The sequence below is a fragment of the Nocardiopsis lambiniae genome (assembly GCF_031845465.1).
GTDB lineage: Bacteria > Actinomycetota > Actinomycetes > Streptosporangiales > Streptosporangiaceae > Nocardiopsis > Nocardiopsis lambiniae.
The window spans coordinates 39,500-51,725 of the sequence record NZ_JAVREP010000022.1 but is presented as its reverse complement, the minus strand read 5'-3'; the positions used below and the strand labels follow the sequence as shown (position 1 = coordinate 51,725).

At 69.2% G+C, this 12,226-nt stretch carries 14 protein-coding genes and 3 tRNA genes; 3 read left to right on the top strand and 14 right to left on the bottom strand.

The window, feature by feature from the left end; translation table 11 throughout:
* Positions 1–170: 170 nt before the first annotated feature.
* Complete coding sequence (gene rplL, locus RM479_RS23495) at positions 171–560, bottom strand: 50S ribosomal protein L7/L12 (protein WP_274809985.1); 390 nt, start codon at positions 558–560, stop codon at positions 171–173.
* Positions 561–657: 97 nt separating this feature from the next.
* On the bottom strand, positions 658–1,185 hold the full coding sequence (rplJ, locus tag RM479_RS23490) for a 50S ribosomal protein L10 (protein ID WP_306370913.1): 528 nt from the start codon (positions 1,183–1,185) through the stop codon (positions 658–660).
* Positions 1,186–1,642: 457 nt separating this feature from the next.
* Here rplJ and RM479_RS23485 point away from each other — a divergent pair, with 457 nt between their 5' ends.
* Positions 1,643–2,488, top strand: coding sequence for a LolA-like protein (locus RM479_RS23485; RefSeq protein ID WP_311513898.1), 846 nt, complete (start codon positions 1,643–1,645; stop codon positions 2,486–2,488).
* A 110-nt stretch (positions 2,489–2,598) separates the two neighbouring features.
* On the opposite strand, the gene rplA is transcribed toward RM479_RS23485, so the two are convergent.
* The 5 genes from rplA to RM479_RS23460 all read right to left on the bottom strand — a co-directional run bounded on the left by rplA (position 2,599) and on the right by RM479_RS23460 (position 5,564).
* Entirely contained in the window at positions 2,599–3,276 is a 678-nt protein-coding gene (gene rplA, locus RM479_RS23480) for a 50S ribosomal protein L1 (protein ID WP_311513897.1), read from the bottom strand.
* Positions 3,277–3,401: 125 nt separating this feature from the next.
* Positions 3,402–3,830 (bottom strand): 50S ribosomal protein L11, encoded by a 429-nt coding sequence (gene rplK, locus RM479_RS23475; RefSeq protein ID WP_220563411.1) that lies wholly within the window; start codon positions 3,828–3,830, stop codon positions 3,402–3,404.
* Between the two features lie 251 nt (positions 3,831–4,081).
* The gene (gene nusG / locus RM479_RS23470; protein ID WP_311513896.1) at positions 4,082–4,888 is read right to left on the bottom strand and encodes a transcription termination/antitermination protein NusG; all 807 of its coding nucleotides are present in this window, start codon (positions 4,886–4,888) and stop codon (positions 4,082–4,084) included.
* Positions 4,889–5,137: 249 nt separating this feature from the next.
* Positions 5,138–5,392, bottom strand: a complete 255-nt coding sequence (gene secE / locus RM479_RS23465) for a preprotein translocase subunit SecE (protein ID WP_274809990.1) — start codon at positions 5,390–5,392, stop codon at positions 5,138–5,140.
* Positions 5,393–5,491: 99 nt separating this feature from the next.
* A tRNA-Trp gene (locus RM479_RS23460) sits at positions 5,492–5,564 on the bottom strand.
* Positions 5,565–5,787: 223 nt separating this feature from the next.
* Here RM479_RS23460 and RM479_RS23455 point away from each other — a divergent pair.
* Both RM479_RS23455 and RM479_RS23450 read left to right on the top strand, forming a co-directional pair.
* On the top strand, positions 5,788–6,996 hold the full coding sequence (locus RM479_RS23455) for a pyridoxal phosphate-dependent aminotransferase (RefSeq protein WP_311513895.1): 1,209 nt from the start codon (positions 5,788–5,790) through the stop codon (positions 6,994–6,996).
* Between the two features lie 260 nt (positions 6,997–7,256).
* The gene (locus tag RM479_RS23450; protein WP_311513894.1) at positions 7,257–8,306 is read left to right on the top strand and encodes an adenosine deaminase; all 1,050 of its coding nucleotides are present in this window, start codon (positions 7,257–7,259) and stop codon (positions 8,304–8,306) included.
* Positions 8,307–8,316: 10 nt separating this feature from the next.
* Here RM479_RS23450 and RM479_RS23445 read toward each other — a convergent pair whose 3' ends face one another.
* The 7 genes from RM479_RS23445 to RM479_RS23415 form a co-directional block, all read right to left on the bottom strand.
* A complete protein-coding gene (locus RM479_RS23445) occupies positions 8,317–8,910 on the bottom strand; it encodes a TMEM165/GDT1 family protein (RefSeq protein WP_311513893.1) in 594 nt (197 codons plus the stop codon).
* Between the two features lie 393 nt (positions 8,911–9,303).
* Entirely contained in the window at positions 9,304–10,398 is a 1,095-nt protein-coding gene (locus RM479_RS23440; protein ID WP_311513892.1) for a UDP-N-acetylmuramate dehydrogenase, read from the bottom strand.
* A gap of 27 nt (positions 10,399–10,425) precedes the next feature.
* Positions 10,426–10,854, bottom strand: coding sequence for a MaoC family dehydratase (locus RM479_RS23435; protein ID WP_311513891.1), 429 nt, complete (start codon positions 10,852–10,854; stop codon positions 10,426–10,428).
* 35 nt (positions 10,855–10,889) lie between these two features.
* On the bottom strand, positions 10,890–11,333 hold the full coding sequence (locus RM479_RS23430; RefSeq protein WP_274810169.1) for a MaoC family dehydratase N-terminal domain-containing protein: 444 nt from the start codon (positions 11,331–11,333) through the stop codon (positions 10,890–10,892).
* A gap of 133 nt (positions 11,334–11,466) precedes the next feature.
* Entirely contained in the window at positions 11,467–11,631 is a 165-nt protein-coding gene (rpmG, locus tag RM479_RS23425) for a 50S ribosomal protein L33 (RefSeq protein ID WP_013156089.1), read from the bottom strand.
* Between the two features lie 121 nt (positions 11,632–11,752).
* A tRNA-Met gene (locus RM479_RS23420) sits at positions 11,753–11,828 on the bottom strand.
* Between the two features lie 99 nt (positions 11,829–11,927).
* Positions 11,928–12,003, bottom strand: a tRNA-Thr gene (locus RM479_RS23415).
* Between the last annotated feature and the right edge of the window lie 223 nt (positions 12,004–12,226).

Genomic DNA, 12,226 nt, shown 5'->3' with positions numbered 1-12,226 from the left:
CGGCGTCGGACACGGGGCCGATCAGGGAAAAGCCACGGCGGGGCCGAGGGGCCTCCCACCGGGCGCTTCGGCCCCCACCGGCCCCTGGGGACACGAAAGCGGCCGTCCCTCCCCGAAGGGAGCGGACGGCCGCGAGCGCAGTCGACGGGCCTCAGGGGCCCGCCTGAGGACTACTTGAGGGTGACGGTGGCGCCGGCGCCTTCGAGAGCGGCCTTGGCCTTCTCCGCGGTCTCCTTGTTGACGCCTTCGAGCAGCGCCTTCGGAGCGTTGTCGACGAGGTCCTTGGCCTCCTTGAGGCCCAGGCTCGTGAGGCCGCGGACCTCCTTGATGACCTGGATCTTCTTGTCGCCGGCGGCTTCGAGGACGACGTCGAACTCGTCCTTCTCCTCCTCCTCGGCGGCGGCGCCGCCACCGGCACCCGGGGCGGCGGCGACGACGGCGGCCGGAGCGGCGGCGGTGACGTCGAACTTGTCCTCGAAGAGCTTCACGAACTCGGACAGTTCGAGGAGGGTCATCTCCTCGAACGCGGCAAGCAGGTCCTCGTTGTTGAGCTTCGCCATGATGCGATCTCTCTTTCTTTACGAACACGCGCGCCTGTGGGCTGCGCGTGCGAGCCAATGGCCGGGCGCCGTCGGCACCCGCCGTGGTTCACAAGGTTTAAGCGGCTTCCTCGGAACGCTTGTCCGCCAAGGCCTGTGCGAGACGCACGGTCTTGGAGGGCAGCGCCTGGAAGACGGCGGCGGCCTGGCCCTGCTTGGCCTTGAGCGCGCCGGCAAGCTTCGAGAGGAGAACCTCTCGGGACTCCAGATCGGCCAGCTTGGTGACGTCCTCGGCGGTCATCGACTTACCGTCGATGATGCCGCCCTTGATCACCAGCGGCGAGTTCGCCTTGGCGAAGTCGCGCAGACCCTTGGCGGCCTCGACCACGTCACCGTGGACGAAGGCGACGGCGGACGGGCCGACGAGCAGATCATCGATCTGCGCCTCGACACCGGCCTCCTTGAGCGCCAACTTGGTCAGCGTGTTCTTCACGATGGAGAAACGCGCGTTCTGGCCGAGGCTACGGCGCAGCTCGGTGAGCTGAGCCACAGTGAGCCCCCGGTATTCGGTCAGCACGGCACCGCTGGACTCACGGAACTCCTCCGAGAGCGCGGCGACCGCGGCTGCCTTGTCCGGCCTCGCCATGGGACTCCTTCCAACATTGAACGCCGGTTGATTCCCAAGGACCCGCACAAAGGGCGTCAGCACGAGAAAAGCCCCGATGCGCCAGGCGCACGGGGCAGGTCCGCGTATCCGACTCCGAGCGCGCGGGGCGCGATGGAGCGGTACGGGAAAGCTCTTGTGACACCTGCGCGGGCGCCCATCGTGGATGGATCCTTAGGTCACCCGTTCGGGTGACGACCAGCGGTCTTCGGCAAGACACCATCATACCCGAGTCACGGGCCGCTCTAACCCTGACCGGCGCATCCCCCGGTGACGGCGCTCACCCACCCGGACGGGGAACCGTCCGGGATTCGGCCCCGGGGCAGGGGTGGCTGTTCAAGAAGACGGGAATGTCCGCTTTTCGTGAGACCATTCCCGCGATAGAGCACACCCCGCTCCCTGGTGCTCATCCCCCTTGAGAGAAAGTAGAACAAGCACCGTGAAGACCCGCGTCCCGGCCCTGTTCAGCGCCGGGGTCCTGGCCCTGTCCCTCACCGCCTGCGGCTCCGAAGAGGCCCCCGAGGAGGTCGCCGAGGTCACCGAGGCCGCCGAGGAGGAGAAGGGCGGTGGCCTCTTCGACCTGCTGAGCAACCTGGGCGAGAGCACCGCCGAGGTCACGAACTACACCCTCGACATCTCCATGGCGATGCCCGACCCCGACCTCGGTGAGATCGAGGTCGACATGACCTACGAGATCATGGACGACCCGCAGGCCACCCAGGTCACCATGGTGATGCCGTCCATCGGCGAGATGCTGGCCGAGCTGGCGGCCCTCGGCGGCGCCGCCCCGGATGTCAGCGCGGAGGAGTTGGGCACCACCATCATCATCCTGCCGCCCGAGGGCGAGAGCCTGGTCTCCAACCACAACGGTCTCCAGGATGTCGACACCCCGTGGGCCCGCGGCCTGGACGACGCCGGACAGCTCGCCCCCGAGGACCTGTTCGACCTGTCCACCTTCCCCGACATGGTGGGGGCCTTCGCCGAGGTCGACCAGATGGAGGAGACCGGATCCGAGGACGTCGACGGCGTCGCCACCACCGTGGTCGAGGGCACCCTGACCCAGGAGGACGTCGACGCCATGGACGCCGAGTCCAAGAGCGCCGTCCTGGACTTCCTCGGCGGTGACCTGGCGGGGACCGTCGACGTCTCCATCTGGATCGCCGAGGACGGCTTCCCGATGCGCATGCACATGTCGGACGACGAGATGGACATGGAGCTGGAGTTCTCCTCCATCGGCACCACCTCGTTCGAGATCCCGGCCGAGGACCAGATCAGCGACCTGTAGTCGCCCGGGGCCCCTCCCCCCGAAGGGTGCCCGGCGGGCCCTCACGGCCCCGAACACGACGACGGCCCCCGGATCCGAGGATCCGGGGGCCGTTCGCGTCAGGAGGACCGTCAGGCGTCGAGCGGGATGCTCGGGCCCATGGACGTGCTGACCACGGCCTTCTTGATGTAGCGGCCCTTGGCGGCGGACGGCTTGAGACGGGTCACCTCGTCGATGGCGGCCTGGAAGTTCTCCAGGAGCTTCTCCTCGGTGAAGGAGGCCTTGCCGATGATGAAGTGCAGGTTCGCGTGGCGGTCCACGCGGAACTCGATCTTGCCGCCCTTGATGTCGGTGACGGCCTTGGCCACGTCGGGGGTGACCGTGCCCGTCTTGGGGTTCGGCATCAGGCCGCGCGGACCCAGGACGCGGCCGAGACGACCGACCTTGCCCATGAGGTCCGGGGTGGCGACGACGGCGTCGAAGTCGGTGAAGCCCTTGGCGACCTTCTCGATCATCTCGTCGTCGCCGATGATGTCGGCGCCGGCGGCGAGAGCCTGCTCGGCACGCTCACCGGTGGCGAAGACCAGGACCCGGGCGGTCTTACCGGTGCCGTTCGGCAGGTTCACGGTGCCGCGGACCATCTGGTCGGCCTTGCGCGGGTCGACGCCCAGGCGCATGGCGACCTCGACGGTCGCGTCGAACTTGGTGGTGGAGGTCTCCTTGGCCAGCTTCACGGCCTCGGCCGGGCTGTAGAGCTTCTCGCGGTCCACCAGCTCGCTGGCTTTGCGGTGGTTCTTGCTGCGCTTCACGCTGTTCTCCTCAGGGGAACGTGTGGTCTATGGGCCAGCGCCGGGCCCTGCCACGTTTTCGGTTCTGCTCTGAACTGTCGAGCGGCCCTCGCCCCGACCCGGAGGGGTCGGCGCACGGTGAGGGGCTACTTGACCTCGATGCCCATCGAGCGGGCGGTACCGGCGACGATCTTGGCCGCGGCCTCGATGTCGTCGGTGTTGAGGTCGGGCAGCTTGGTCTGCGCGATCTCGCGGACCTGCTCGGCGGTGATGGAACCGGCCGTGCTGCGACCCGGGTCGGTGGCGGCCTTGTCCAGACCGGCGGCCTTGAGGATCAGCTTCGGCGCCGGCGGCGTCTTCGTGACGAAGGTGAAGGACCGGTCCTCGTAGATCGAGATCTCGACCGGGATCACGTTGCCGCGCTGGGACTCCGTGGCAGCGTTGTACTGCTTGCAGAAGTCCATGATGTTGACGCCGTGCGGACCGAGTGCGGTACCGACGGGCGGAGCCGGGGTGGCCTGACCGGCGGGGAGCTGCACCTTGACGAGTGCGGCCAGTTTCTTCTTCGGAGGCATATCGGGTCCTTTGCCTGATCTGCGTTGTGTACCGGTCCCTGTCCTCCCGGGGTACCAGGGGACCGGGAACGGCCGTGGGAACCACCGCGATGGGAGGAACGGCGCCGGCGCGCGAGGCGCCGGGCGACGGCCCGCCGGGACCGGGCGGGCCGGGCGTACCCCGCCGGAGGCAGGGCACGCGAGTGGGTCCGCACGAGGCGGACCCACCAAGTCTACGCCGCCCGGGCGAGTACCCGGGCGCGGTCACCGGATCAGATCTTGGCGACCTGGTTGAACGACAGCTCGACCGGGGTCTCTCGACCGAAGATCGACACCAGCACCTTGAGCTTCTGGGTGTCGGGGTTGATCTCGCTCACGGTGGCCGGCAGGGTCGCGAACGGACCCTCCATGACCGTGACGGACTCGCCGACCTCGTAGGCGACGTCGGAGCGGATCTCGATACCGCCGGCCTTGGCCTTCTGGGCCTGCTCCGGCTCCTCCTCCGGCTCGGGGGCGAGGAGCTTGGCGACCTCGGTCAGGCTCAGCGGGGCCGGCTTGTTGGACAGGCCGACGAACCCGGTGACGCCGGGGGTGTTGCGGATGGCCGACCAGGACTCGTCGGTGAGGTCCATGCGGACGAGCACGTAACCGGGCAGGACCTTCTCGGTGACCTGCTGGCGCTTACCGCTCTTGACCTCGGTGACCTGGTGCTCGGGAACCTCGACCTGGAAGATGTACTCCTCCATGTTGAGGGACTGGGTGCGGCTCTCGACGTTGGCCTTGACCCGCTTCTCGTACCCGGCGTAGGTGTGCACGACGTACCAGTCGCCGGGCAGCAGGAACAGCTCGTTCTTGAACTCCTCGACGGGGTCCGGGCGCGGGGCCTCCTCGGCCTCCTCCTCGGACTCGTCCGCGTCACCGGTCGACTCGGCTTCGTCATCGCCGGTCGGCTCGGCTTCGTCGAGGTCGGCCTGCGCGGCCTCCTCGGACGGCTCGCCCGCCAGGCCGGTCGTTTCCGCCGACGTCTGACCCGGCTCCTCTTCGTGGAAGTCGTCATTGGTCGGTGGGGACTCGGACACGGCTGCTGCTCTTTCTCTCGTCGGGTGCGCTGCGCGGCCCCTCACTCGGTTCCGCCCAGCGGTTCTCGATGCGCTGCGCCGGGACCGGAACACCACGAAGGCGCCCGGTTAACGGGCCCGGTCATGTCAGCTTAAGCTCTCCCGGCGCGACGCGGGACCAACGCGCGCACGGGCGAGGCCGCGCCCCGGTGGTGCGGAACGCGGCCTGTGCGGTCGGTGACCCCTGCCGGGGACGCCCGGAACGTCGGTCTAGAAGCCCTCGGGGGTGCCGAAGGTGCCGTACAACCAGGTGACGGCCTCGCCGAAACCCCAGTCGATGAGGGAGATGTAGGACAGGACCATGATCACGAAGACCAGGACCACGATGGTGTAGGTGACCAGTTCGCGACGCGTCGGCCAGCGGACCTTGCGCAGCTCGCCGACGACCTGCTTGGTGAACGTCACCGGACCGGTACGGCGCGCGGGCTCCCTGTCGGGCTTGGCGTCGGCGTCAGTCTGAGTCACCTGGGGTCCTTAGGGTCGCGGGGTGTCCCCGAGTAGCAGGAGAGCCCGTTCGCGCGACGCGGCGACCGGATGAGCCGCCACGCCGCGCGAACGGTCGTGCAGGGCAGGAGGGACTCGAACCCCCAACCGCCGGTTTTGGAGACCGGTGCTCTGCCAATTGAGCCACTGCCCTAAGCGGAAACCGCGTTCCCACCATAGCCGGTCGGTGACGGGTGCGCACACCGTCGGTGCGTAACACCTGGGCCACGACCGGCCGACGCGAGGAAGTCTACGGGTTCATCACCGCGGAGCCAAACCGTTTCGCCCTTCCGCGCCCTCGGAAAAGGCACTTCGTCCGGATCACGTGAGCCTTCCCACCCGCCACGGGCCGATCCGCGCATGACACCATGGAAGGCATGACCAACCGACCCCGTGTCTCTGCACGCATCAGCGCCATCTCCGAGTCCGCAACCCTCGCCGTGGACGCCAAGGCCAAGGCCATGAAGGCGGAGGGCCGTCCCGTCATCGGCTTCGGCGCGGGGGAACCGGACTTCCCGACTCCGGACTACATCGTCGAGGCGGCCATCGCCGCCGCCGGTGAGCCCAGGTACCACCGCTACACCCCGGCCGGCGGCCTGCCCGAGCTGAAGAAGGCGATCGCCGAGAAGACCGCCCGCGACTCCGGCTACCAGGTGGAGCCCGCCCAGGTCCTGGTGACCAACGGCGGCAAGCAGGCCATCTACGAGGCGTTCGCCGCCCTGCTGGACCCGGGCGACGAGGTCATCGTCATCGCCCCGTACTGGACCACCTACCCCGAGTCGATCAAGCTCGCGGGCGGTGTGCCGGTGTACGTGGTCACGGACGAGACCACCGGCTACCTGGCGGGCGTCGAACAGCTGGAGGCGGCGCGCACCGAGCGCACCAAGGTCCTGCTGTTCGTCTCCCCGTCCAACCCGACCGGCGCCGTGTACCCGCGTGAGCAGGTGCGCGCCATCGGGCGGTGGGCGAACGAGCACGGCCTGTGGGTGCTCACCGACGAGATCTACGAGCACCTGGTCTACGGGGACGCCGAGTTCTCCTCGCTGCCGGTCGAGGTTCCCGAGATCGCCGACCGCACCGTCATCGTCAACGGCGTCGCCAAGACGTACGCGATGACCGGTTGGCGCGTGGGGTGGCTCATCGGCCCGAAGGACGTCGTCAAGGCCGCGAGCAACCTCCAGTCGCACGCCACCTCCAACGTCGCCAACGTGTCCCAGGCCGCCGCGATCGCCGCGGTCTCCGGCGACCTGACCGCCGTCGAGGAGATGAAGACGGCGTTCGACCGCCGCCGCAAGACCATGGTGCGGATGCTCAACGAGATCGACGGCGTCTTCTGCCCCGAGCCGCAGGGGGCGTTCTACGCCTACCCGTCGGTCAAGGGCGTGCTGGGCAAGGAGATCCGCGGTCGCCGTCCGCAGGACTCCGCCGAGCTGGCCGAGCTGATCCTGGAGGAGGCCGAGGTCGCGGTGGTCCCGGGCGAGGCCTTCGGCACCCCGGGTTACCTGCGCCTGTCCTACGCGCTGGGTGACGAGGACCTGGCCGAGGGCGTCAGCCGCATCCAGAAGCTGCTGGCCGAGGCCAAGTAGCGGGAGACCGGCCACGAGGGGCGCGTCCGGGAGGTTCCGGGCGCGCCCCGTCGTGTGTCCAGGACCATCATCGAAATACGATGATCGGACACCACCGGGCCCACCGATACGGCACTCTGGGGTCGTGACCCCTCCCTCGCCTCCGACAGGGGTGGGACCGTCCCCGCCCCGTCGGGGAAGGGGTGGGACCGAACCGGCCCGTGCGACCGGATCAGGACGTCCGTGCCCGTCACGGGGTGGAACGACGAAGGGAGGACCCGATGGGGACACCCATCACCGGCCGCCGACTGGACCGGTTGCCCAAGGCCCACCTGCACCTGCACTTCACCGGGTCGATGCGGCACTCCACACTGGTGGAACTGGCCGGACGGCGGGGCGTGCACCTGCCCCAGGCCCTGGTGACCGAGTGGCCGCCGCGCCTGCGCGCGACGGACGAGCGCGGCTGGTTCCGCTTCCAGCGCCTCTACGACATCGCCCGATCGGTGCTGCGCGAGCCCGAGGACCTCTACCGGCTGCTGCGCGAGGCCGCCGAGGACGAGCGGGCGGCCGGTTCCGGCTGGTTGGAGATCCAGGTGGACCCCAGCGGGTACGCCGCGCTCTTCGACGGGCTGACCGCCACCATGGAACTGGTCCTGGACGCCGCCCGGGTGGCGGAGCGCGAAACGGGCGTGGGGATCGGGATCATGGTCGCCGCCAACCGCACCCGCCACCCCCTGGACGCCCGGGCGCTGGCACGGCTGGCCCGTCAGTACGCCGGCGAGGGCGTGGTGTCGTTCGGTCTCAACAACGACGAGCGCCGGGGCCGGGCCCGCGAGTTCGAGGCCGCCTTCCGGATCGCCCGTCGGGCCGGACTGCTGTCGACCCCGCACGGCGGAGAGCTCCAGGGGCCGTTGAGCATCCGGGAGTGCCTGGACGAGTTGGAGGCCGACCGGGTGGGGCACGGGGTGCGGGCGATCGAGGACCCGTACCTGGTGGAGCGGATCGCCACCCAGGGGGTGACGTTGGAGATCTGCCCGACCTCCAACGTGGGCCTGGGGGTGTTCAACGAGCTGTCGCACGTGCCGTTGCGGCGGTTGTTCGACGCCGGGGTGCCCATCGCGCTGGGTACCGACGACCCGCTGTTGTTCGGGCCGCGTCTGGTGGAGCAGTACCGGATCGCCCGTGAGGTGTTCGGGTTCACCGACCCGGAGCTGGCCGAGCTGGCACGGATGTCCATCCGTGGCTCGGGGGCGCCGGACCCCCTCAAGAAGGAGCTGCTGTCGGGCGTGGACGTCTGGCTGGCCGCGGAGCCCGAGCCGGTCGAGGGCTGACGGGGCCCGCTCAGCTCAGGAGCATCCAGGCGCCCTGGCCGACCATCACCGCGCCGGCGACGAAGAACAGTGTCGCGGCGCCGATCCGGATGGCCCTCTCCGGGAGTTTCCTGCCCAGGACCGCGCCGACGGCGATGGCGATGGCGTCGGCGGCGACCATGCCGACGGTGGAGCCGATCCACACCGGCAGCCAGTCGTACCGCGCGCCGACGGTGATGGTGGTCAGCATGGTCTTGTCGCCGAGTTCGGCGACGAAGAAGACGGTGAAGACGGTGAGGAACACCGACTTGATCCGCCGGGAGGCGGCGCGCGCCTCGTCCTTGTCGGTCATCTCGTCGCCGCGCAGCGTCCAGGCGCCGAAGACCAGGAAGGCGACACCCGCCACGAAGGTGATCCAGTCGGTGGGCAGGGCCGCGCCGAGGACCTCGGCGACGAGAACGCTGGCGATGTGCACGACGGCCGTGGCCGCGGTGATGCCGAGGATGACGGTGAGCGCCCGGTAACGGGTCGCCAGGGACATGGCGACGAGCTGGGTCTTATCCCCCATTTCGGCGATGAAAACGGCCAGCGTACTGAATCCGAGGCCGACGAGAAATGCCGTCATGCGCGTTCTTCCCTCAGTGCGGTCGTGGGCGGAAGAGGGCGGATACGTCTCTTCGACCCGGCGGTGGTGTCTACCGGGTCGAAGGTCTCGTCCGCCCTGGACCGCACACCCTCGGAGGGGCGCGATCGGGCCCGCGTGACCGGGACCGCGAGGGGTCCAGCATGTCGACCACGCGATCGGGGACTACTCCCCTTCGACGTGTCCGACTTTAGGGCACACTGACTCGGATTCGCAATTCATGGATTCGTCGAATTCACCGGAAAGGCCGGTCGAATAAGGATGTTCGGCCGGCCTCACTTTGGAATTCGATGCGGGTCACTCGTTTCTTCGGCGGGAATTCCGGAGAACGCGCGGAGGCCAGGGCGTGTTCGACGGATCATTCCGCCTCGCGGCCTAGAGCGAGACGCCGATCATCACCGGTTCGTTGACCAGGCGGACCCCGAAGGCCGCCTCGACGCCGGCGCGGACCTCGCGGGCCAGATCGAGGAGGTCGGCGGTGGTGGCACCACCGGGGTTGGTCAGGGCCAGGGCGTGCTTGCCGGAGATGCGGGCGGGCCCGTCGCCGTACCCCTTGGTGAAACCGGCGCGGTCGATGAGCCAGGCCGCGGACAGCTTGACGTTGCCGTCGGTGTCCGGGTGGCCCGGCACGGTCACGTCAGGGCCCAGGCGTTCGGCCGCACGGGAGCGGACTGCCTCGAACACCTCGGCGGTGACGACGGGGTTGGTGAAGAACGAGCCGGCGCTCCGGGTGTCGGGGTCGCCGGGGTCCAGGACCATGCCCTTGCCCCGGCGCAGCGCCAGGACCGTCTCCCGGGCGCGTTCCATCGGCACCCGTTCCCCCGCCTCGACGCCGAGGGTGCGGGCGACCTCGGCGTAGGCCACCGGGCGGCTCGACTTGCCCCGGCGCAGCGCGAAGACGACCTCGCAGACCACGTACCGGTCGTCGCCCTTGAAGACGCTGTCCCGGTAGGTGAACCCGCATTCGGCGGTGCCCAACACCCGCCGCTCCCCCGTGCGCCGGTCGTGGACGAGCACCTCGCGCACCGTCTGGGAGACGTCCTGGCCGTAGGCGCCGACGTTCTGGATCGGGGTGGAGCCGACCCGTCCCGGGATGCCGGAGAGGAACTCCAGGCCGTTGAGGCCCTCGGCGACGACCCGCTCCACGAGCGGGTCCCACTCCACACCCGCCTCCGCGCGCAGGAGTACGACGGGTTCACCGGTGGCCGGGTCGGTCTCGCGGGTCTCCTCGAAGGACACCCCCGTGGAGGCGACGTGCACCACGGTCCCGGGGAACCCCGCGTCCGCGATCACCAGGTTGCTCCCGCCACCCAGGACCAGGACCGGTTCGCCCACGGCGTCGGCCTCGGTCACCGCGGCGATGAGCGCCTCGGTGGTGTCGGCCCGCCGGTAGGACCGGGCCGGGCCGCCCAGGCCCAGCGTGGTGTGCTCGGCGAGCCGGACGGCGGTGGGTTCGGGGTGTGCGGACACGGGGGTGTTCCTCCTGCTGCTGCGGCCTCAGGCCAGGCGGACGACGGCGGTGGAGCGGGCCAGCACCTTGGCTCCGCCGGAGCGGGCGCTGAGGGCCACGGTGACCGTGCCGTCGTCGTGCTTCTTCTTGACGATGCCGCCGACGACGATGTCGGTGCCCTCGTCGTCGTCGGGGACCACGACCGGCGCGGAGAAGCGCACGGAGTAGTCGACGACGGCACCGGGGTCGCCGGTCCAGTCGGTGATCAGGCGGCCCGCCTGCGCCATGGTGAACATGCCGTGCGCGATCACGTCGGGCAGGCCGACGGACTTGGCGAATCGCTCGTTCCAGTGGATGGGATTGAAGTCGCCCGAGGCGCCCGCGTAGCGGACCAGGTCCAGGCGGCGGACGGTGAAGGTCCGCTCGGGGATCTCGGTGCCGACCTCGACGTCGGCGTGGCGCAGCCTGTTGCTCACGGTCGCGTTCCTCACGTTGGGGTTGGTCGGACGTTCTACTCGCCGCGGACGACGAGCATCATGCCCGCCGTGACCACGTGTTCTCCGGAGGCGTCGGTGGCGACGGTCTCCAGGGTGAGCAGCTCGTTGCCGCCCAGCGCCTTGACGTCGGTGATGCGGGTGACGGTGTCGAGGACGTCGCCGGCGACCACGGGACGGCTGTAGTGGAAGCCCTGATCGCCGTGGACCACCCGGGAGAAGTCCACCCCGAGCTCGGGGTCCGCGATGGCCTGGGCGGAGCCGGCCATGCCGAGGATGACGGGGAAGGTGGGCGGTGCCACCACATCCGGGTATCCGGCGGCCTTGGCCGAGACGGGGTCGATGTGAACGGGGTCGGGATCGCCCACGGCCTCCGCGAACTCGCGGATCTTGACCCTGGTGACCTCGTAGACCTCCGGGGCGCGGTACTCCCGGCCCACGTAGTCGGGGTTGATCGCCACGCTCATTCTCTCCTGACGGTGCCCTGGGACGCGAACGGCCCGGTGAGCGGAAAGCTCACCGGGCTCGAAGTCTATGAGAAGCCCTGCTCCTCACGCGCGGCTCGATCGACCGCAACGGCTCACGCAGACTCGACTAGCGGGTCTCGCGGTGCTCGTTGTGCTTGCGGCAGTTCGGGCAGAACTTCTTGATCGCGAGCCGGTCGGGGGTGTTCCGACGGTTCTTGCGCGTGATGTAGTTACGGTGATTGCACTCCTGGCAGGCCAGGGTGATCTTCGGCCTCACGTCGGTGGCAGCCACGTCGGAGTGCCTTTCTCGTGGGAGTCGGACTTGGTCGTGCGATGCCCACCTGACAGTGAACACCGCGAAGTCCCCGCAACGACCCCTGGTTATCGTTCTCACGCGCCAGGGGTCAGCGGGGTGGTAGCGGAGGCCGGACTTGAACCGACGACACAGCGATTATGAGCCGCTTGCTCTACCGACTGAGCTACTCCGCCCCGATCAGAGGGACACGGTCCGCAACTTCGGACCCGTCCCCTTCGGTCGGCGAGGATCCACCGACCACCCACCTGAGTGGACCGGACCTCATCAAGTGGTGGAGCCCCTTTACGGAATCGAACCGTAGACCTTCTCCTTACCATGGAGACGCTCTGCCGACTGAGCTAAAGGGGCGCGCTGCTCGGTTCCCGCTCCTTCGTTCCGACCCTTGCGGTCCGGCTCTCCGGGGCGTTCCCCCTTGCGCTGGTCATGACTATACAGGGGTTGGGGGGTGGTCTGCCAAATCGAATACCGGGGCCTCCCCGGGCCACCCCCTCACCCCACCCCGGACAAGCGCGAAACCCCTGCTGGGCAAGGGTTCCAAGGGCCGCGAAGGGGGCCTCGGGCGGCTGGGGAA